General features: G+C 37.6%; 22 protein-coding genes and 1 pseudogene. 15 read left to right on the plus strand and 8 right to left on the minus strand.

The window, feature by feature from the left end; genetic code table 11:
- The first annotated feature begins 32 nt into the window (after positions 1-32).
- The 5 genes and pseudogenes from PAN07_RS12810 to PAN07_RS12830 all read left to right on the plus strand — a co-directional run.
- Positions 33-485, plus strand: a complete 453-nt coding sequence (locus PAN07_RS12810) for a YhcH/YjgK/YiaL family protein (protein WP_269798035.1) — start codon at positions 33-35, stop codon at positions 483-485.
- A 20-nt stretch (positions 486-505) separates the two neighbouring features.
- On the plus strand, positions 506-1,156 hold the full coding sequence (locus tag PAN07_RS12815; protein ID WP_269798036.1) for a DUF624 domain-containing protein: 651 nt from the start codon (positions 506-508) through the stop codon (positions 1,154-1,156).
- Positions 1,157-1,320: 164 nt separating this feature from the next.
- On the plus strand, positions 1,321-2,238 hold the full coding sequence (locus tag PAN07_RS12820; RefSeq protein ID WP_250307612.1) for a dihydrodipicolinate synthase family protein: 918 nt from the start codon (positions 1,321-1,323) through the stop codon (positions 2,236-2,238).
- A gap of 15 nt (positions 2,239-2,253) precedes the next feature.
- The gene (locus PAN07_RS12825; protein ID WP_269798037.1) at positions 2,254-3,138 is read left to right on the plus strand and encodes an ROK family protein; all 885 of its coding nucleotides are present in this window, start codon (positions 2,254-2,256) and stop codon (positions 3,136-3,138) included.
- 206 nt (positions 3,139-3,344) lie between these two features.
- Positions 3,345-5,465 (plus strand): annotated as a pseudogene (locus PAN07_RS12830) (alpha-L-fucosidase); the annotation flags it as partial.
- Positions 5,466-5,528: 63 nt separating this feature from the next.
- On the opposite strand, the gene PAN07_RS12835 reads toward PAN07_RS12830, so the two are convergent.
- Entirely contained in the window at positions 5,529-6,380 is an 852-nt protein-coding gene (locus PAN07_RS12835; RefSeq protein ID WP_269798038.1) for a MurR/RpiR family transcriptional regulator, read from the minus strand.
- A gap of 207 nt (positions 6,381-6,587) precedes the next feature.
- Here PAN07_RS12835 and pbp2b point away from each other — a divergent pair, with 207 nt between their 5' ends.
- From pbp2b to rpsI, 8 genes are all read left to right on the plus strand, one after another.
- On the plus strand, positions 6,588-8,630 hold the full coding sequence (gene pbp2b / locus PAN07_RS12840; RefSeq protein ID WP_269798039.1) for a penicillin-binding protein PBP2B: 2,043 nt from the start codon (positions 6,588-6,590) through the stop codon (positions 8,628-8,630).
- A gap of 10 nt (positions 8,631-8,640) precedes the next feature.
- A complete protein-coding gene (gene recR / locus PAN07_RS12845; RefSeq protein ID WP_269798040.1) occupies positions 8,641-9,237 on the plus strand; it encodes a recombination mediator RecR in 597 nt (198 codons plus the stop codon).
- A gap of 165 nt (positions 9,238-9,402) precedes the next feature.
- Positions 9,403-10,446, plus strand: a complete 1,044-nt coding sequence (locus PAN07_RS12850; RefSeq protein WP_250307608.1) for a D-alanine--D-alanine ligase — start codon at positions 9,403-9,405, stop codon at positions 10,444-10,446.
- Between the two features lie 53 nt (positions 10,447-10,499).
- Positions 10,500-11,873: a UDP-N-acetylmuramoyl-tripeptide--D-alanyl-D-alanine ligase gene (murF, locus tag PAN07_RS12855; RefSeq protein ID WP_269798041.1), complete on the plus strand. Its 1,374-nt coding sequence runs from the start codon at positions 10,500-10,502 to the stop codon at positions 11,871-11,873.
- The gene (locus PAN07_RS12860; RefSeq protein ID WP_269798042.1) at positions 11,860-12,471 is read left to right on the plus strand and encodes an NUDIX hydrolase; all 612 of its coding nucleotides are present in this window, start codon (positions 11,860-11,862) and stop codon (positions 12,469-12,471) included. Before murF ends, PAN07_RS12860 begins: the two co-directional genes overlap by 14 nt.
- Before the next feature lie 122 nt (positions 12,472-12,593).
- Positions 12,594-13,301 (plus strand): TIGR02206 family membrane protein, encoded by a 708-nt coding sequence (locus PAN07_RS12865; protein ID WP_269798043.1) that lies wholly within the window; start codon positions 12,594-12,596, stop codon positions 13,299-13,301.
- Positions 13,302-13,459: 158 nt separating this feature from the next.
- Positions 13,460-13,906: a 50S ribosomal protein L13 gene (gene rplM / locus PAN07_RS12870; protein WP_001044624.1), complete on the plus strand. Its 447-nt coding sequence runs from the start codon at positions 13,460-13,462 to the stop codon at positions 13,904-13,906.
- Positions 13,907-13,924: 18 nt separating this feature from the next.
- On the plus strand, positions 13,925-14,317 hold the full coding sequence (gene rpsI, locus PAN07_RS12875; RefSeq protein WP_269798044.1) for a 30S ribosomal protein S9: 393 nt from the start codon (positions 13,925-13,927) through the stop codon (positions 14,315-14,317).
- 105 nt (positions 14,318-14,422) lie between these two features.
- On the opposite strand, the gene PAN07_RS12880 is transcribed toward rpsI, so the two are convergent.
- The 7 genes from PAN07_RS12880 to PAN07_RS12910 form a co-directional block, all read right to left on the minus strand.
- The gene (locus PAN07_RS12880; protein ID WP_269798045.1) at positions 14,423-15,640 is read right to left on the minus strand and encodes a site-specific integrase; all 1,218 of its coding nucleotides are present in this window, start codon (positions 15,638-15,640) and stop codon (positions 14,423-14,425) included.
- Positions 15,641-15,705: 65 nt separating this feature from the next.
- On the minus strand, positions 15,706-15,969 hold the full coding sequence (locus PAN07_RS12885; protein WP_269798046.1) for a helix-turn-helix domain-containing protein: 264 nt from the start codon (positions 15,967-15,969) through the stop codon (positions 15,706-15,708).
- Positions 15,960-16,559: a replication protein gene (locus PAN07_RS12890; RefSeq protein ID WP_269798047.1), complete on the minus strand. Its 600-nt coding sequence runs from the start codon at positions 16,557-16,559 to the stop codon at positions 15,960-15,962. Before PAN07_RS12890 ends, PAN07_RS12885 begins: the two co-directional genes overlap by 10 nt.
- Positions 16,560-16,691: 132 nt before the next feature.
- Positions 16,692-17,306: a hypothetical protein gene (locus PAN07_RS12895; protein WP_269798048.1), complete on the minus strand. Its 615-nt coding sequence runs from the start codon at positions 17,304-17,306 to the stop codon at positions 16,692-16,694.
- A 3-nt stretch (positions 17,307-17,309) separates the two neighbouring features.
- Positions 17,310-18,386, minus strand: coding sequence for a cell division protein FtsK (locus PAN07_RS12900; protein ID WP_269798049.1), 1,077 nt, complete (start codon positions 18,384-18,386; stop codon positions 17,310-17,312).
- Positions 18,386-18,700 (minus strand): hypothetical protein, encoded by a 315-nt coding sequence (locus tag PAN07_RS12905; protein ID WP_269798050.1) that lies wholly within the window; start codon positions 18,698-18,700, stop codon positions 18,386-18,388. Before PAN07_RS12905 ends, PAN07_RS12900 begins: the two co-directional genes overlap by 1 nt.
- A 99-nt stretch (positions 18,701-18,799) precedes the next feature.
- Entirely contained in the window at positions 18,800-19,330 is a 531-nt protein-coding gene (locus tag PAN07_RS12910; RefSeq protein WP_269798051.1) for a hypothetical protein, read from the minus strand.
- 277 nt (positions 19,331-19,607) lie between these two features.
- Here PAN07_RS12910 and PAN07_RS12915 point away from each other — a divergent pair, with 277 nt between their 5' ends.
- Together PAN07_RS12915 and PAN07_RS12920 are read left to right on the plus strand one after the other, a co-directional pair.
- Complete coding sequence (locus PAN07_RS12915) at positions 19,608-20,945, plus strand: hypothetical protein (protein ID WP_269798052.1); 1,338 nt, start codon at positions 19,608-19,610, stop codon at positions 20,943-20,945.
- 98 nt (positions 20,946-21,043) lie between these two features.
- Complete coding sequence (locus PAN07_RS12920; protein ID WP_269798053.1) at positions 21,044-21,691, plus strand: hypothetical protein; 648 nt, start codon at positions 21,044-21,046, stop codon at positions 21,689-21,691.
- Positions 21,692-21,761 lie beyond the last annotated feature (70 nt).

The raw sequence follows: 21,761 nt of genomic DNA on the forward strand, positions 1-21,761 counted from the left end.
TAGAAATAGTATCATAGAGAAGAGAGTAGAATATGATTTTTGATGATTTAAAAAATATAACCTTTTACAAAGGACTTCATCCGAATTTAGATAAGGCTATTGATTATCTTTATGAACACCGCAAAGATACTTTCGAATTTGGAAAGTACGATATTGACGGAGACAAGATTTTCCTAGTAGTCCAAGAAAATGTTCTCAATCAAGAAGAAAATGATCGCTTTGAATACCATAAAAACTATGCAGACTTGCATTTGTTGGTTGAAGGGCATGAATACTCAAGTTACGGTTCTCGTGTTAAGGACGAGGCAGTAGCATTTGATGAAGCAAGTGACATTGGCTTTGTTCACTGTCACGAACAATACCCACTTTTGTTGGGTTATCACAATTTTGCAGTCTTCTTCCCAGGGGAGCCTCATCAGCCAAACGGTTATGCAGGTATGGAAGATAAGGTTCGCAAGTATTTGTTTAAAATTTTAATCGATTAGTAAGTTAGGAGGAGCAAGCAATGGCACAAAAGGGCTCAGGATTAATTAAAGAAGCATTTGATACTGATAATTTTCTCATGCGTTTTAGTGAGAAAGTCTTAGATATTGTGACGGTTAATCTACTCTTTGTTGTGTCTTGTTTGCCAATTGTGACTATTGGGATAGCCAAGATTAGTCTTTACCAAACAATTTTTGAAATCAAGAACAGTAGACGAGTTCCAGTATTTAAAACCTATATTAGAGCCTTTAAACAAAATTTAAAATTAGGTCTGCAATTGGGTCTACTGGAGTTGGGAATTGTTCTGATTAGTGTTCTTGATCTATATCTGTTTTGGGGACAAGAAGGTCTTGCATTTCAGTTGCTGAAAGTGATCTGTCTAGGGATTTTAATCTTCCTGACCTTAGTGATGCTAGCAAGTTATCCTATCGCAGCTCGTTATGAATTAGCATGGAAAGAGGTTCTTCAGAAAGGTTTGCTTCTAGTGAGCTTTAACTTTCCTTGGTTCTTCCTCATGCTTGCAATCCTCTTCTTAATTGCTATGGTTCTATATCTATCAGCATTTACTCTTCTACTTGGTGGTTCGGCATTTTTACTATTTGGATTTGGGCTTCTTGCTTTTTTGCAGGCTGGATTAATGGAAAAATTGTTCGCAAAGTATCAAGCTGAATGAAATAGGTATGAAACTACTTTCAATTGTAAAAATCTTCAAACAGCAAGAAGAAATTAAAATCTAAGTGGCCGGGAGATATTGAAAGCCATTTTTACAAAGTGTATACTAATACAGTAAAAATCAATCTGCCAAGTGCAGAAAATATGAAATCTTAGGAGAAATCTATGTCAGATTTGAAAAAATATGAAGGTGTCATTCCAGCCTTCTATGCATGTTATGATGATGCGGGTGAAGTAAGTCCAGAACGTACACGTGCCTTGGTTCAATACTTTATTGATAAAGGAGTTCAAGGACTTTACGTTAATGGTTCTTCTGGTGAGTGTATTTACCAAAGCGTAGAAGACCGCAAATTGATCTTGGAAGAAGTCATGGCAGTTGCCAAAGGTAAATTGACTATCATTGCTCACGTTGCTTGCAACAATACAAAAGACAGTATTGAACTTGCTCGCCACGCTGAAAGCTTGGGAGTAGATGCCATCGCAACAATTCCACCAATTTACTTCCGTTTGCCTGAATACTCAGTTGCGAAATACTGGAACGATATTAGTGCTGCAGCACCAAACACAGATTACGTTATTTACAACATTCCTCAATTGGCAGGTGTTGCTTTGACTCCAAGCCTTTACACAGAAATGTTGAAAAACCCACGTGTTATCGGTGTTAAGAACTCTTCAATGGCAGTTCAAGATATTCAAACATTCGTTAGCCTTGGTGGTGAAGACCGTATCGTCTTTAACGGACCAGATGAGCAGTTCTTAGGTGGACGTCTCATGGGAGCAAAAGCTGGTATTGGTGGTACTTATGGTGCTATGCCAGAACTCTTCTTGAAACTCAACCAATTGATTGCGGACAAAGACCTTGAGACAGCGCGTGAATTGCAGTATGCAATCAACGCTATCATCGGTAAATTAACTGCAGCCCATGGAAATATGTACTGTGTGATTAAAGAAGTCTTGAAAATCAATGAAGGACTCAATATCGGATCAGTTCGTTCTCCACTTACACCAGTGACCGAAGAAGATCGTCCAGTTGTGGAAGCAGCTGCTCAATTGATTCGTGAAACTAAGGAGCGTTTCCTCTAATCAACAGGAGGCTTTATGACTAATTACGTTGCAATTGATATTGGTGGAACTAATATCAAATACGGTTTGATTGACCAGGATGGACAACTTGTAGAGTCTAATGAAGTTCCAACCGAGGCTCATAAAGGTGGTCCGCACATCTTACAGAAAACAAAAGACATTGTAGCTAGCTATCTAGAAAAAGGTCCAGTAGCAGGTGTGGCTATTTCCTCTGCGGGAATGGTTGACCCTGATAAGGGCGAAATCTTTTATGCCGGTCCGCAGATTCCAAATTATGCAGGAACTCAATTTAAAAAAGAAATTGAAAGTAGCTTTGGAATCCCATGTGAGATTGAAAATGATGTCAACTGCGCAGGTCTTGCAGAAGCCGTTTCAGGATCAGGAAAAGGAGCAAGTATTACCCTTTGCTTGACTATCGGAACTGGTATCGGAGGTTGCTTAATCATTGATGGCCAAGTATTCCATGGCTTTAGTAATTCTGCCTGCGAAGTCGGTTATTTGCATATGCAGGATGGTGCTTTTCAAGATTTAGCCTCTACGACAGCACTTGTTAAGTATGTGGCCGATGCACATGGAGATGAAGTGGAACAGTGGAACGGTCGCAGAATTTTCAAGGAAGCAACCGAAGGTAACAAACTCTGTATGGGGGGGATTGACCGTATGGTAGAATACCTTGGTAAGGGTCTCGCTAATATTTGTTATGTTGCCAATCCAGAAGTTGTCATCCTTGGTGGTGGGATTATGGGACAGGAAGCGATTCTGAAACCTAAAATTCGGAAGGCTTTGAAAGATTCGCTTGTTCCAAGTTTGGCAGACAAGACTCGACTTGAGTTTGCACATCATCAGAATACTGCTGGGATGCTAGGTGCATATTATCATTTCAAAACAAAACAATCCTAAATTGGCAAGGCCAATTTAGGATTTTTAAATAAAGGCAAATACTAACTTGCTTACTGATGGCAAGGTATCTTGCATTTTTGACTTCGATATAGTATATTTAAGTTAATTCAAATATATGCCAGTAACACTAATAGATATGAACTAAAGGAAAGCAATCATTGACCTATAATCAACAAGAAAAATATAACAGTAAAGTAAAATCCTCTGAGGATCAAGAAACAGAAATTACAGCCTATGGCCCACTTCCAAGCAAGGCTCAATTGGACTACCATAAAGAAGAATTGGCTGCCTTCATCCACTATGGTATGAATACCTACACTAACTCTGAGTGGGGTAACGGTAGAGAAAATCCTCAAAACTTTAATCCAACAAACCTTGATACAGACCAGTGGATTAAGACTTTGAAGGATGCTGGATTCAAACGAACAATCATGGTAGTGAAACACCACGATGGATTTGTAATCTATCCTTCTCAATACACAAAACATACGGTCGCTGCTAGTCCGTGGAAAGATGGTAAGGGGGACCTTCTCGAAGAAATCTCTAAATCAGCGACTAAGTATGACATGAATATGGGTGTTTACTTATCACCATGGGATGCTAACCATCCTAAATATCATGTTGCAACTGAGAAAGAGTACAATGAATACTACCTCAACCAACTCAAGGAAATCCTTGGCAATCCTAAATACGGAAATAACGGTAAATTCATCGAAGTATGGATGGATGGTGCGCGTGGTAGCGGAGCTCAAAAAGTAACTTATACCTTTGATGAGTGGTTCATGTACATCAAGGAAGCTGAAGGAGACATCGCTATCTTCTCTGCTCAACCGACAAGTGTTCGATGGATCGGTAATGAACGTGGTATCGCCGGAGATCCAGTTTGGCATAAAGTCAAGAAAGCTAAAATCACTGACGATGTGAAGAATGAGTATCTCAACCATGGAGATCCAGAAGGAGATATGTACTCAGTTGGTGAAGCAGACGTTTCTATCCGCTCAGGTTGGTTCTATCATGACAATCAAGAACCAAAATCTATCAAAGATTTAATGGATATCTACTTCAAGTCTGTTGGTCGTGGAACGCCACTCCTACTCAATATTCCACCTAATAAAGAAGGTAAATTCGCAGATGCAGATGTCGCTCGCTTGCAAGAATTCCGAGCAATCTTGGATCAAATGTATGCGACAGACTTTGCTAAAGGAGCAACTGTAACTGCAAGCTCTACTCGTAAGAATCACTTGTATCAAGCAAGCCACCTAACAGATGGTAAGGATGATACGAGCTGGGCACTAGCAAATGATGCGAAAACAGGCGAATTTACTGTTAATCTAGGTCAAAAGAGACGCTTTGACGTAGTTGAACTCAAAGAAGATATTGCTAAAGGTCAACGAATCTCTGGATTCAAGGTTGAAGTTGAACTCAACGGTCGTTGGGTACCATACGGTGAAGGTTCAACTGTTGGTTATCGTCGCCTTATCCAAGGTCAACCAGTAGAAGCACAAAAGATTCGCGTGACCATTACTGGTGCACAAGAGACTCCAATCTTGACAAACTTCTCTGTTTATAAGACACCAAGTAGTATCGAGAAAACAGATGGTTACCCTCTCGGACTAGATTACCATTCAAATACCACAGCTGATAAAGAAAATACAACTTGGTATGACGAATCTGAAGGTATCCGCGGAACATCTATGTGGACTAACCAAAAAGATGCTAGCGTTACCTACCGTTTCACTGGAACAAAAGCATATGTAGTGTCTACAGTTGATCCAAACCACGGTGAAATGTCAGTTTACGTGGATGGTCAAAAGGTTGCAGACGTGCAAACCAATAATGCAGCTCGCAAACGTAGCCAGATGGTTTATGAAACAGATGACTTGGCTCCAGGTGAACATGCCATCAAACTCGTTAACAAGACTGGAAAAGCCATTGCAACTGAAGGCATCTACACGCTCAACAATGCCGGCGAGGGTATGTTTGAGATGAAAGAAACAACTTATGAAGTTCAAAAAGGTCAACCAGTTACTGTAACCATTAAGCGTGTTGGTGGTAGCAAAGGAACAGCAACAGTCCATGTCGTAACAGAACCAGGAACAGGGGTTCATGGTAAAGTGTATAAGGACACAACAGCTGACTTGACCTTCCAAGATGGTGAAACTGAGAAAACAATCACTATTCCAACGATTGACTTTACAGAGCAAGCTGATTCCATCTTTGATTTCAAGGTGAAAATGACCAACGTTTCTGATAATGCTCTTCTTGGATTCGCTTCAGAAGCAACGATTCGAGTGATGAAAGTAGGTTTGCTTTCAAAAGAGAATTGAGTTTTGATAAATTTGTTATAAGCACATTTGAGTGATAAAAAAATCCTAAATTGTTACATCAATTTAGGATTTTCCATTTTTACGATTTCTACGATAACCATTGAGTTTTTTATTTTCCCAATAGCTATTAAAAATCTTTTCTTTACTTTCACGATCAATTTCTAAGAAATAAGCATAAAGCAAGTCAATGACAAAGAGCATAGGAAGCTGGGCAGAAAGCCGTTGAATATAAGGGGATTGACCTTGATTTGCTACAAGTACAGTCTCAGTAAAGTCCTGAGTCTCCTTGCTAAGCATACTGGTAAATAGAACAGTTCTTGCTCCCATATCCTGAGCATCTAGTAGACTATCGATGACGGAAGTTGTTGTTCCTGAAAGAGAAAAACCAAATACGAGACAGTTCTTATCCAAAATGCTTGTAGTCCAGGCGAAACCATCTGGATCTGTTATGGCTTCACAGACTACACCCAGTCTCATGAAGCGAAATTTCATTTCCCGAGCGACTAAGCCAGAACTTCCAGTTCCAAAGAAGTAGACACGCTCAGCCTGTTCAATCATTTGGGCTACGCGTTCTAGTTGTTCTTCATCAATCAGTTCTCGAGACATTTCTCGGAGATTAGTATAGCTTCTTAAGACTCTTTGTGTCAAGGGATTCATATCTGGTTGTAGGAGAGTTAGGGCATCTTTTTGTTGTTGATATTTAAAGATAAACTCACGATAACCTTTGAATCCGCATTTTTTTGCAAAACGTGTGAGAGCAGCTTGTGAGATATGTAGTTTTTGGGTGACCTCTTGCGAAGACAAGTCGTCATGAATTGTTTCAACTTGTAAGAAATAACGGGCAATCACTTGCTCTAATTCCGTCATTTCCTCAAAATGAAGATTAATAATCGTAGAGATGTCTTGCTTGTTCATGTGACTCCTTGGTTGATAGTATTACAACAGATTTAATGAGTGTAAAAAAATCTAGAATTAGGATGATTATTTTTATTATATCACATCTATTTTTTTAAACGTAGATATTTGACTAAAAAGCAAAACTCTTCCCTTTTTCCATAATTTTCTCCTCAAATTATGGTACAATGTAGAGTGAGATTTTGATTAGAAACGAGACTGATTTGTATGAGAAAATTTAATAGCCACTCGATTCCGATTCGGCTAAATTTATTGTTTGCAATCGTCATTCTATTGTTTATGGCGATTATTGGACGCTTGCTCTATATGCAGGTTTTACACAAAGATTTTTATGAAAACAAACTAACTTCAGCTAGCCAAACTCGTGTTACAACAGGATCTGTACGTGGTGAGATCTATGATGCAACAGGAAAACCACTAGTTGAAAACACTGTCAAACAAGTAGTTGCTTTCACACGTAGCAATAAGATGACAGCGACAGACTTGAAAGATATTTCCAATAAACTATTAAACTATGTATCGGTTACTTCTCCTGAGCTAACTGACCGTCAAATTGCTGACTACTACCTAGCTGATCCAGCTACCTATAAAAAGACGGTAGAAGGTCTTCCAAAGGATAAGCGTTTTGATTCAGATGGGAATCTACTTTCAGAATCTGAGCTTTATAACAATGCTGCTGAGAGTATTGCTTCCGACAAAATGACCTATTCAGAGGATGAAAAGAAAGTCATTTATATCTTTAATCAGCTTAATGCTGTTGGGAATTTTGCAACTGGCAATATCCAAACAGATCCATTAGATGATACTCAGGTAGCAGTTATCGCTTCTGCCTCTAAGGAATTACCAGGGATTAGTATCTCAACTTCTTGGGATCGTAAGGTTTTAGATACATCACTTTCGTCAATTGTTGGTAGTGTTTCGAGTGAAAAATCTGGTCTTCCAGCTGAAGATGTTGATGAATACCTTAAAAAAGGTTATTCCCTCAATGACCGTGTAGGAACTTCCTATCTAGAAAAACAATACGAAGAAATTCTACAAGGGAAGCGCACTGTTAAAGAAATTCATCTTGACAAACATGGAGACATGGAAAGTGTTGAGAATATTGAGGAAGGTAGTAAGGGTAAAAACATCAAACTAACCATTGATTTGGCCTTCCAAGATAGTGTTGATGAGCTGTTGAAAAGTTATTTCAAATCAGAATTAGCGAACGGTGGAGCTAAATATTCAGAGGGTGTCTACGCAGTAGCACTTAATCCGAAGACGGGGGCAGTTTTAGCCTTATCAGGGATGAAACATAATGTGGATACTGGTGAGTTAACTCCGGATTCTCTTGGAACTGTGACCAATGTATTTGTTCCAGGATCTGTCGTTAAGGCAGCAACCATTAGCTCGGGTTGGGAAAACGGAGTTTTATCAGGTAATCAAACCCTAACAGATCAACCGATTGTGTTTCAGGGGTCTGCCCCTATCAATTCTTGGTATACAGTTTCGACTGGTTCCTTCCCGATCACGGCCGTTGAAGCCTTAGAGTACTCGTCAAATGCCTATATGGTGCAAACGGCACTGGGAATGATGGGTCAAACCTACAAGCCGAATATGTCAGTTGTAACCAATCAACTAGACTCGGCTATGGGTAAACTACGTTCAACTTTTGGAGAATATGGTCTGGGTGTCGCTACTGGAATTGATTTACCTGATGAATCAATTGGATTTGTTCCTAAAGAATTTGATTTGGCCAATTATCTAAATAATGCTTTTGGTCAGTTTGACAACTATACACCTTTGCAGTTAGCTCAATATGTTGCGACCATTGCTAATAACGGTGTTCGTCTAGCTCCACACATTGTTGAGGGAATTTATGATAATAACGAGACAGGCGGACTTGGAGAGTTAATTCAAGAAACAGAGACCAAAGAAATCAATCGAGTCAATATTTCAGAGTCAGACATGGCCCTCTTACAACAAGGGTTTTACCAAGTTTCTCACGGAACTAGCCCTTTGACAACAGGACGTTCCTTCTCAAATGGGGCGACAGTTTCTATAAGTGGAAAAACTGGTACAGCCGAAAGTAATGTAGCAAATGGTCAAAAGGCTACCAATACCAATGCGGTTGCCTATGCTCCGTCTAATAATCCTCAGATTGCAGTTGCAGTGGTCTTCCCACATAACACCAATCTAACAAATGGTGTCGGCCCTTCTATTGCTCGTGATATTATCAATTTATATAACAAACACCATCCAATGAACTAGAAAGGAAGCTATGCTTTATCCAACACCCATCGCCAAGTTAATTGACAGTTATTCTAAGCTTCCCGGTATCGGGATTAAGACAGCGACTCGATTGGCCTTTTACACGATTGGAATGCCTGACGATGACGTTAATGAATTTGCAAAAAATCTTCTTTCAGCTAAACGAGAATTAACTTATTGTTCCATTTGTGGCCGTTTGACAGACGAGGATCCTTGCTCGATCTGTACAGACCCTAGTCGTGATCAGACAACTATCTTAGTTTTAGAGGATAGTAGAGATGTGGCAGCTATGGAAAATATCCAAGAATACCACGGACTTTACCATGTTTTGCATGGCTTGATTTCGCCAATGAATGGAATCAGTCCTGATGATATCAATCTAAAGAGTCTCATGACTCGGCTTATGGATAGTGACGTTTCAGAGGTCATTGTTGCAACCAATGCGACAGCAGATGGCGAGGCGACTTCTATGTATCTATCTCGTTTGCTTAAACCAGCAGGTATTAAAGTTACTCGTTTAGCACGAGGGTTAGCAGTAGGAGCTGATATTGAATATGCAGATGAAGTAACTCTTCTTCGAGCTATTGAAAATCGGACAGAACTATAGGCTCTAAGGGTAAAAAAGAGGCAAGCACTTAGTAAAGTAAAAATAAGAGTGAGGCTGGACCTAGTTTTGTCCCAGCCTCTTTTGTTTTTGAATATACAAGTTTAAAAAAATAGACAAATATGATATACTAAAGAGCAAGTATTCTAGTAGAAATAGGACATCCATATGAAACAAACAATTATTCTATTATACGGTGGACGCAGTGCAGAACGTAAAGTGTCTGTGTTGTCAGCGGAAAGTGTTATGCGTGCGGTTAACTATGATCGCTTCATGGTAAAAACTTTCTTCATTAGCCAGTCTGGTGACTTTATTAAAACACAAGAATTTACCCAAACTCCAAGTCAGGATGATCGTCTCATGACGAATGATAGCATTGACTGGGACAAGAAAATTACTCCAAGTGCTATCTACGAAGAAGGAGCAGTAGTCTTTCCAGTCCTTCATGGACCGATGGGAGAGGACGGTTCGGTCCAAGGTTTCCTAGAAGTCTTGAAAATGCCTTATGTTGGGTGTAACATCTTGTCATCAAGTCTTGCTATGGATAAAATCACTACCAAGCGTGTCTTAGAGTCTGCTGGAATCGCTCAAGTACCTTATGTAGCCATTGTTGAAGGGGATGACTTGTCTTCTAAGATTGCAGAAGTTGAAGAAAAATTAAGGTACCCAGTCTTTACCAAGCCATCGAATATGGGTTCTAGTGTCGGTATTTCTAAGTCTGAGAATCAAGAGGAACTTCGCCAAGCTTTAGAGCTTGCCTTCAAGTACGATAGTCGTGTTTTGGTGGAGCAGGGTGTAACTGCGCGTGAAATCGAAGTTGGACTTTTAGGAAACTATGATGTTAAGAGCACGCTACCCGGTGAAGTTGTCAAAGACGTAGCCTTCTATGATTATGATGCCAAATATATCGACAACAAGATTACCATGGATATCCCAGCTAAGATTAGCGATGATGTAGTATCGGTTATGCGCAAGAATGCCGAAACTGCCTTCCGTGCTATCGGTGGACTTGGATTGTCTCGTTGTGACTTCTTCTATACAGATAAAGGTGAGATTTTCCTAAATGAGCTAAATACGATGCCAGGCTTCACTCAATGGTCTATGTATCCCTTGCTTTGGGACAATATGGGAATTTCTTATCCAGAATTAATTGAACGTTTAGTTGATCTTGCTAAGGAAAGTTTTGACAAGCGTGAAGCGCACCTATTGTAAAGACAGACATAAGGGCGGGGAAGGACTCCTTGCCCCTTTTTAAAGGAGTAAATATGAAACTTACGATTCACGAAGCTGCGAGTATTGTTGGTGCTAAGAATGACGTGTCAGTCTATCCAGATAGTCCACTAGTTAAGGCAGAATTTGACAGTCGATTGATTGCTGAGGGTGATTTGTTTATTCCTCTCAAGGGAGTGCGTGATGGCCATGATTTTATCGAGACAGCTTTTGAAAACGGAGCTACTGCAACCTTGTCAGAGAAGGAAGTAGAAGGTCATCCCTATATTCTAGTAGATGATGTCTTAACAGCTTTTCAAGCTCTAGCAGCTAGTTATCTCCAAAAAACAGGTGTAGATGTCTTAGCTGTTACAGGTTCAAATGGGAAGACAACGACTAAGGACATGTTGGCCCATTTGCTTTCTACAAGCTACAAAACCTACAAAACGCAAGGAAACTACAATAACGAGATTGGACTCCCCTACACTGTTCTTCATATGCCGGATGGTACTGAAAAGTTGGTCTTGGAAATGGGCCAGGATCACTTGGGAGATATCCATCTTTTGTCTGAACTGGCTCGTCCAAAGACAGCTATTGTGACTTTAGTCGGAGAGGCTCATTTGGCCTTCTTCAAGGACCGTTCAGAGATTGCCAAAGGGAAATTACAGATTGCTGATGGTATGGAGAAAGGTAGCTTACTTTTGGCACCGGCTGATCCAATTGTAGAGGATTATCTACCTGCTGACCAAAAAGTAGTTCGTTTTGGTCCAGGTGCAGAACTAGAAATTACAGATTTGATTGAGCGTAAGGATAGCTTAACCTTCAAGGCTAATTTCTTGGAGCAAGCTCTTGACTTGCCCGTAACAGGTAAATATAATGCGACCAATGCCATGATTGCATCCTACGTAGCCTTGCAAGAAGGAGTGTCTGAGGAGCAGATTGGTCAAGCCTTCCAAAACCTTGAGTTGACCCGCAATCGTACTGAATGGAAAAAAGCAGCCAACGGTGCGGATATCTTGTCAGATGTCTACAATGCCAACCCAACAGCCATGAAGTTGATTTTAGAAACTTTCTCTGCTATCCCAGCCAATGAAGGTGGCAAGAAAATCGCAGTTCTGGCGGATATGAAAGAACTTGGAGACCAGTCTGTCCAACTTCACAATCAAATGATTTTGAGCCTGTCACCTGATGTACTTGATACCGTTATTTTCTACGGTGAAGATATTGCGGAATTGGCCCAACTAGCCAGTCAAATGTTCCCAATCGGTCATGTTTATTACTTTAAGAAAACAGCTGATGAAGACCAGTTTGAAGCCATGGTCAAACAAGTCAAGGAGAGTCTTGGTGCAAATGACCAGATTCTGCTTAAAGGTTCGAATTCTATGAATCTAGCTAAGCTAGTAGAAAGTTTAGAAAATGAGTGCAACTAATTTTGCTAAGAATCTACAGAGGATGTTGGCTATCACTGATACTGGTTTGACCTATACAAAGGACCCCTTTGACCGTGAACGTTATGAGGATTTACGTCAGATTTTATGGAGCCTATTACAGGATCAAACAGAGCTCAATCAAGAGGAATTGACTGCGATCTTAAAACCAACAGCTAGCTATGCAACTCCCTTGATGGATGTAAGGGCTTGGATTGTTCAAGATCAGAAGATTTGCCTGGTTAGAGGACAAGGAGAGGATACTTGGGCATTACCTGGTGGCTTTGGTGAAGTAGGCTATTCCCCTAAGGAAAATATCCGAAAAGAAGTTCAGGAAGAAACAGGCTTTTTTGCAGAAGTAGGCTCTTTATTGGCTGTTTTTGATACCAATCGCTTTCAAATGCAGAGTAAGCAGTATGCCAAGTTTGTATTTGATTGTCGACTATTGGATGGGGACTTTCAAGAAAACCAAGAAGTTGCTGAATTAGGATTTTTTGACATTTCGGCTCTCCCTCCCTTATCTAAAAAAAGAATAACCAAGGAACAAATGGATATTCTATGGCAGGTTTATCAGGGTGAGCGGAAACAATATATTGATTAGAAGCTTTGTTTTATCTTAAGGCCACTAGCTTCTTTTGAACAAAAAAATATTAGAAATAAATGTAAGCTAGGCTCTATGTAGATAAGTAAGAGATCGGCTTATATAAAGATGAGGAAAATTATATGAATGTTTGGGATGCTTTATTTACCACCCAGGCTACGGAGCCACCCCAATTTGGATTTACTTGGTACGCAAGCACATTTGCCTTACTGTTTTTGACAATTTATCTTGCTCACCGCTATCGTGATAATAAGGTTTGTCAACGATTTTTCCAGATAATACAGGCAATACAGTTAATCGCGCTTTATAGCTGGTATTGGATCAATCAGTTCCCGCTGTCAGAAAGCTTGCCTTTTTATCATTGCCGATTAGCCATGTTTGTAGTTCTACTACTACCAGGTGTTTCAAAAACCAAACAGTATTTTGCTTTGCTTGGAACCTTCGGGACGATTGCAGCTTTTGTTTATCCAATCCCAGACGCTTACTCTTTCCCACACATCGTTATTTTGTCCTTTATTTTCGGACATCTAGCCCTTCTTGGAAATTCTTTGATTTATCTTTTAAAACACTACGATGCTCGTCTGTTGGATTTCAAAGGTATTCTTATACTGACCTCTTTGCTCAATGGTTTGATTTTCATGGTCAATTTAGTGACAGGTGGAGATTACGGATTTATGACAAAACCACCATTGGTTGGAGATCATGGTCTTGTGGTTAATTATATCATTGTCACTCTATTTTTAACTTGTGCTATTTTCCTCTTCTCTAAAGGTTTTCAAGTCATTACTCAGGAGAAGGCAGAAAGAAGATTGAAAATCTGGCAGAAATAAAAAATATTTTCCCAACCGCTTGACTTTTATCTGAGAATTTTGATACAATAGTAGGCGGTATTGTTTACCCCATTTGTAAGGCCCCGGAACCTTTCAAATACCCCGCGGACCGGAACATCCGCCCTGTAAACAAAAACGATATTCATATAGGAGAAATCATGAACAAAACTACATTCATGGCTAAACCAGGCCAAGTAGAACGCAAATGGTACGTTGTTGACGCAACTGATGTACCTCTTGGACGCCTTTCAGCAGTTGTTGCTAGCGTACTTCGCGGAAAAAACAAACCAACATTTACACCACACACTGATACAGGTGACTTCGTAATCGTTATCAATGCTGAAAAAGTTAAATTGACTGGTAAAAAAGCAACTGATAAGATCTACTACACTCACTCAAACCACCCAGGTGGATTGAAACAAATCTCTGCTGGTGAACTTCGTTCTAAAAACGCAGTTCGTTTGATCGAGAAATCAGTTAAAGGTATGCTTCCACACAATACTCTTGGACGCGCTCAAGGTATGAAATTGAAAGTATTTGTTGGAGCTGAGCACACTCACGCTGCACAACAACCAGAAGTTCTTGATATTTCAGGACTTATCTAAGGAAAGGAACAATAAAGTATGTCACAAGCACAATATGCAGGTACTGGACGTCGTAAAAACGCTGTTGCACGCGTTCGCCTTGTTCCAGGAACTGGTAAAATCACTGTTAACAAAAAAGATGTTGAAGAGTACATTCCACACGCTGACCTTCGTCTTGTAATCAACCAACCATTCGCAGTTACTTCAACTGCAGGTTCATACGACGTTCTCGTTAACGTTGTAGGTGGTGGATACGCTGGTCAAGCAGGAGCTATCCGTCACGGTATCGCTCGTGCCCTTCTTCAAGTAGACCCAGACTTCCGCGATTCATTGAAACGCGCAGGACTTCTTACACGTGACTCACGTAAAGTTGAACGTAAGAAACCAGGTCTTAAGAAAGCTCGTAAAGCATCACAATTCTCAAAACGTTAATCAACACGATTATATCAACGTTTCAAAGCACTCAAGAGTTTACCTCATGGGTGCTTTTTTATGTTTTTTTAAAAAGTTCACCTCAAAGTTTACCTTATTTTAACCTTATTGTTTTAGAGACTTTAAGGCAAATTCACCGACTGCCATAGGGACTACATTAGAAGTATTGACATAAATCTGTGTTGTACCTGTGTCGCTATGTGTTAGAGCTTCGGAAATAGCTTCTAAGCTCATTCCTGCCTGTTTAGCGAGTGTTGCTCCCGTATGACGTAGTTTATGTGGTGTAGCGTGTGTAAGCTCTGGGTGTCGCTTTCTGATAGTTTTCATCTTATTATTGAGATAGTCAGAGTGTAAAGGTTTATTGATATTTCCTCTGGTATCTATGTAAGTGAAGATGAATTGTTCTGGATTAGTGATGATACCAAACTTTGCTAGTTCATATTTTTGTTGTTTTTTCCATGAAGTCAGAAGTTGAAGCAAGTCGCTAGAAATAGAAAAGATAGTTTTTTTATTTCCTTTGGTAGATTTTACTTGTCCATATCTATCTAAAGCCTGAATTAACTGAATCTGAGATTTTGAAAAGTCGATATGTTTCCACTGGAGAGCATATGTTTCTGATTTTCTATCTCCGAGGAAAAAAGTGAGATAGAAAAGAACGTAATCTTTGAGTGATATTTTATCGTTCTCTAAATCTTCTTTAAAGGCTGAGAACCATTCTTGGAGTTGCTCATGAGTTAAATATAAATCTTCATCACGTTTTGATTCTGCAAGTTGAATTTTTTTTACAGCCTTAATTCGTCTTAAAGTTTTTGCAACTCTATTTGCTTCAATATACTCAAGTTCTTCTGCCCAATCAAAAATAGAAATAACGTAACTTCGTAAAGTTTTGAAGTTGGCATATTCGTTGGCTTTTGCCGTCATCAAATTTAGAATAACCTGTTTATTTTGGTTTAAAAATTGAATCGTATAGTTGCCAAGAAGTGGTAGTATATGCTTTTCAAAACATGTTTTGGTATTAGCAATTGTTGACCTGCTTGGTGGCTTCGAAGTAGATGTAGTTTGTCCTGCTTTGTAGGATTCCCACCAAATCTTATTATAGAAGTCCGAGAAAAGAATATCTTCTTTTCCTAGTCCGAAAAAGACGTTATCTTCAATTTGATTTAGCTTCGTAAGTAGGTCTATCTCTGTTTGTCGTGCCTCCTTTCTTGTTTTAAATCTCTTATCATAATAGTTATTGTTAACGATACCAAGAGGCATTCGTGCTTCTAATGGTATATAGACTTTTAAGCGGTAAGTTCCGTTTTTTGTCTTACTGATAGTCATGATATTCTCCTTTATATCGAACCAGAAAATATCATGACCATTATAAAATAAAAATCTTGATTTTTCTAGTTGTTACTGTTTAGCCAGCGGTCAATAGCGTCTTTGTGGAATCGAATTGTTTTTCCAATTTTGATTGATGGAAGCCCCCTTTGAATCCATGAATCAAGGGTATTGTTGGAAATTCCCAAATAGTCGCAAGTCTGTTTTTTGTTCAAATAGGGGCAACTTATAGAATTTTTTTCTATTTGTTGTTCAATTTCTTTTTGGATAAGGTTTGATAGCAATAGCTGAATCTGATGAATCTGTTCATCAGGAAGAATCACTTGCATTTATTACGCTCCTTCTTATCTTGGTTCCTCATTGGATTGCATCGACGTGAATCCAAATACTTAGCAAAGAAGTAGGTGCGTTCGATGATAAGTCCAAGAAGTGGTGTGTGATTAGCTCGTGCATACCAGACGAGTTCTTCAAACTCTGTGAAGTCATTCTGCTCAATAATATCCACAACTTCATGCATGAAATCATCTGAGTTATTTTCTACAAGAAATTTATCGAGATTAAAACCACATCCAACTTCAATATCATCTATATCATATTGGGTTTTCTCCTTATTTTCGGCATGAATGAAGTAGTCAAAAAGTCCTTTGGGTGATTGTACGATTTCTACATGAGCAGGTCCATTCAACTTGTCCTTGATTAGCTCGGAAACTTGTTTATAACTTTTGAGAGAATCAAAGAAGAAAGCCCCGTGTTTGTGAGATTTTTTCAGTTCCCCAGTTTGTCGGTTAATGTCCTTATCGTGCCAAGGACTAAGGATGAAGGGGATGTGTAGTTCTTCAAGAACTTCAAGGTAGTCAGCAGGGGCACTTTCTTTGTAAAAAAGGAATGTCCACTTGCTGGAGCGCTGTTCTTTTGTCATATTAATATACCTTTCTGATTGCTGATTACAGGATAATTGGGGGTCGTAGTAACCCCATTACACGTGGATAGATGATTTTGAAAATATGGGGCTTTTGGCTTTCACTATGTGAGCCAAGCCCCATATTTTCCTTTATCTCTTAGTTCCTGTAAACCAAAGTTTATTACCTTTTCGATGAGGTGAAGAAAAATAATAGTGTGGATTTCTGTTTGAAATTTCTTCCTTGATATCATCTTCCATTTCTTTCAGTAACTTCTGAGCCTGTTGAGTTCTTGGAATGGCCAGTAAGACAGTGACAGTTTCTTTTCTTACGTCTACCGTACATCCTAAGATAGAATGATTAAAACTTTTTAAAACGGGCTTGATTCGAGTAATGCCCTGGTTCTCAATTGTATTTATTGGTTCATATTGTTCATCTTGCTTTAAAAATTGTCTCATTCTAGAAGTCCGGTAAATAGATTTAAAATAATTCCATAATGAATCTTTTAAAAATCTTTGAACTAACTCAATGATAACCAAAAGAGCAGGAACGAGAATGAGAAAGAATGATAGTAATTGAATGTAATATTCACAAATAGTCAATATATCTAGTACTTTTGTAAAAACTCCTTGCATTCCATATATCTTAATATTTTCTAATGCTTGGATAAATAAATTGATTCCAATCTTAAAGAGGAAGCTAAAAATTGCAAGGCCAATAAGATTTATATTGAGGTTATAAGTTCTTTGAAAAAAAGTTTTTTTCATGAGTTACAGGATACCTTTCTTTGTATAATACGTGGGACATAGTAGAGGCAAAACTTGATAAGGATGTTCATTATCTATAATTTGAATTAAGCCAGTCCCTTTTCCAATTGGGATGACAATTCCCTCAGGATCTAAGTCAGGGAACAGAAACTGTGTTGTCTTCTTGTTGATATTGCCTATTTGTATCAAGACATTCAATTGTTCCCTAACAGATATAGGTATAGTATTATAGTCGAAGCGCTGACTAACAAGCAACAAGTGGATAGATGTGGCTCGGCCCAAAAGAGAAACTTGTGATAAGAGAGAGAAAAATGAATCTTTAATAGTTTTATTGACTCCCTCGGATAATGCCAACACTTCATCAATGACAATCGTCAAATGTTCAAATTTATGATCTGGATTATCATAGAGAATCTCTTGTCTCTGTTGTATAAGATTCAAGCAAGTACTCAAATTCTCGTTGATTTCTGAAACAAAGTCAGATTTAGAACGATTTTTTTGAGGATGTAGAACCGGAATGCCATGTTCGCGAGCCCATCGACTGGGTGTATCAAATTTTGGATCTACAATTATTAGCTCTGAAATATTTTTTAGCAGGCTAAGAAAATAGGTCAGAGCGTAAGACTTACCTGAACCGCTATTCCCTGCGATAGCCATAGAAGTTACTTTATTGTAGTCAAGAGTAAGATTTTTCATGACGGGAATCAGATTTTCCTTTTGTTTTGCCGTGAATTCTTCCAAATCAGCAATCACTAGACGTTCAGAAACGCCTGCTTTCCAAGGGAAGAAGAGCCCACGTTGTACATGAATATCATCTGTATCTAGCGCCATTAAATAGGCTGAGTTTTGTTTGAGAAGAGTGAAGAGAGGATAGAGAGCAGCATTGGCAATCAGGAAAATTTTTTGATAGAGTTCATCATCAATGATATAACTCGCTGGTAAGCGAGGAAGAAAGAGGAATCCTTCTTCCATAATCATACATGTAAAACTGTTCAAATAGCTATTTTCTCCCTGCATAATACTTCCTAGCCCCATGTTTAAGCTTTGGAGCAAATACTGCTCTAGTTCTTTTTTAGTCATTATTTAATCCCCTTAACATTATCAGCTTTAAAGTAGACATTGAAGCCCACCTCGCAAGCTTGTAAATTATCGAACTGTACCAAGGTCATATAGGAGGGAAGTTCTATTTCGTTTTCAAATTTGACACGAAAAGGTGGAAGTCCCTTCTGAGAGAACCAGGCTTTATAAGCAATGATTTCACCCGTTGGTTGACCGTCTTCAAATTTAATTTGTGTCTCTAATTCTGTACTTAAGCAATAAATACCTTGCTTGTTATCAATATATTCATTGGCAGTATTGGCTGAGTAGCCACCTTTACGATTCCTTGTTTTCATTAGTTTTACCTCGTGTTTGATTATTTGTCTTAGCTAAGAACAATCTTAGTTTAACGTAATTTCATGAAGTAGACTGTCAGTTTTTCTGACAGTCTATCTTTAAAATTGTGATATGAGACAGGCAAATTCGGATAACCAATCAGTTAATTTTTCAGCTATTTGATGCGAAGTTTCTTCCTCTGGAAAATCTGAAATAAAGTTTGACAAAGAACATAGAAAAATTTCTTTGTTTTTTTCTATGAATTGAGATACTTCTTTTTGTGAGATATTAGAAATTTTTTTTGCTAATATCTGCTTTAGAAGCGTGTCTTCAAATATAGGATCAATTAAAATTGTAGATATTATATTCTTTATCAGCAGTAATTCGAATTTCTTACTCGGAAAAAATAATTCTCTTGGATTTTTATAATGTAAACTAGATTGAAAAGCTAACGAAGCGCTGAAGCTAATATTCCTTTTTCCTTTTAGTATTTGTCCGACAGTTGTTTCGGATAATAATTCAACTTCCCCTTCTTCTGTTTCATATCCAATTTGATTTTGTAACATTTCTAGCTCGTTTATCTTTTTCTTGAGTTCTTCGCCTATCAACTTGCAATACAATTCTGCTATCACTTTTCTATATGATGTCATTTTACTTCCTTTGCGTCCGAAGACGGAAAGAAACTAAATAATTCCCGACCGATAGATGTAAAAAAAGCACACTAAATCAACGGCGAAACCTTACAAGATATAGACAACTAACATAGATGTCTATTTTTTAGTTTCAATCCGTCCTTCAGTGCACTTTTGGACTTTATATTCTCCATTTAAATGGGGTAATTACATTATAAAATATAAAAAGTGGTATAATTAGGGTGATTTTTTTAAAAAAATTAGAAAAAAACACCACATTTTCGAGAGAGGATTTATGATTTTCAAAAGAACAAAGAAATATTTAATGGATTGTGCTTCGATAAGGCTTGATTCCAAAATTAACATTATAAATGAGGAGCGAAAATCAAGAGCTTCCATAGAGCATTTCTGGCATACTGGACAAAATAAGAATAAAAACAACAAGTATAATAAGCTCACGAATCAAGAGATTTCTCCAAGTAATCCCCCGTTAATTAGCTTAATTAGGAGAGGGATGGTAACCTCAAAAAACCCATTCTTATATACTCCTAATTCAATAGAAGATGTTTTTAATAATTGTAAATTGGAACAATATGGTACAAAACTAGGATTAAATATTGATGAAGAAAAGCAATATTTAAGACGCAATATAATGTTTGAATCTTACGATGAGATTTGTTTTGGTAATTCTTCTGAGCATTGGGAGCTGAAATCTTTTCTATCGTCTAGTATCATTTTAGATATTCTTTTTGAGTCTTATGACGAAAATCTATGGAGAATAGTTTTAGGATACATGCCACTTAATATTGAATTTGAGAAAATAAGGTTAGATGTAGTTGACGTTCAAAAGGTATACAATATCTTGTTTGAAGAGCATTACCAATTATTTATGACTGGGATTTTTCGGGCTTCAGAAGTAGTGGTAAATACTAGCTCTTTATTTTGGGAATATTATGAAGAACGAAAAAAGAACGACTCGACAATCAATAATAAGTTAGCCCTCATTGATACTTATTTGAATGATTTCTATCATGAAATTTTAAAAAAAAGATTTGATAAATTTATTAACGATACAAGTTACTATGGATATGAAGGGAAAGCTATCCAAGAGAATAGTACTTATCAAAGTTTAGAGTCAATTATTTCAATCCAAAAAGAGATGCGAATGTATCAAAGTGGAGAAGATTCGGAAGGCATCAAGAAAAAATATAATAAAAGAATTTGGGATCATGATTTTATATGTGCACTCAATAAATATAATTATAGTGATAAGCTGTTTGAATGCACGGGTCTTTATTTAGATGATAAGGACATGGAAACGATATATGCTACATATATTTTAGATTTATCAGAAAAGCTACTTAATTCTTTAAGTAGTTTCCAAAGCTTTCGAGAGGATAATTCACATTGGCAAGGCAATTATTTGGGTTATGTCAAAAAATATCAATTCGGTAATGAGATTTTAAAATATTTAATATCGGGAGATAAAGAAATCTTAAGACCGTTGATCAGCAATCGCTTACGAATAGACAACAATCGACGTGCAAGAGAACGTTATTTTATGAAAAAACATCCTGATAGCGATTTAGCAAAAGAAACAAAAAAATTATATGAAGATCTAAAACGTCGCTGATTAAAGAAAATAATAAACTGAGAAGAAAACTCCGTTAATGGAAAGTTTTTTTGATATAATAATTTCGTAATATTTTGAGTATGAAGAAATGGAGAAGTATGTTATTTTGGATTAATTTAGTAGTCACATTAATTGTGGCATATAGCCTTGGCACAAAACAATCAGGAAATAAAGTATTAAATTATTTTCTCTTGTTATTAATGATTTTAAATATTTATTTTGTTGGAAAATACATAATTGAGAAAACGCCTATTTTTGTTGACAGTATAATCAAGTATTTACAAAATATGACAACCAGTTTAGATGCCGTAATTTTAGTTGCGTTAATTACTGGTTCAATTTCACTTTTAAATTCTTTCTATTCGAGATACTCAGATAATAAAACTAAACGAAGAGAATACCTATCTGCAAAAAGAGAGAAACCATATGCTGAATTTATAGAACTTGTTTATAAAATAACTCAAAATGGGAAAAATGGATTTACATACTCCCAGAAAGATATGATTAATGACATAAGTAGTTTTAATAGTAAATTATCACTTTGGGGCTCTCCAAAAGTAGTGAAAAAGTGGAATGCTTTTAGAAAAAGTTCGTTAGAGACTAAATATAAGAGTGATACTGAACTTCTTATTTTGATGGAAGACGTGATGAACGAGATGAGAAAAGATTTAGGAGTTAAGTCGGTCGGTCAAGGTAATTTACTATCTTTTTTTATAAATGATATTGAAAATGTGATAAAAAAGTAAATACTTCGATCTTTTATACGACAGTATTAGACTAGTCTATAATTTTAATCTTAGAAAATTAAGTTCGAAT

This window comes from Streptococcus sp. SM5 (genome assembly GCF_027497975.1).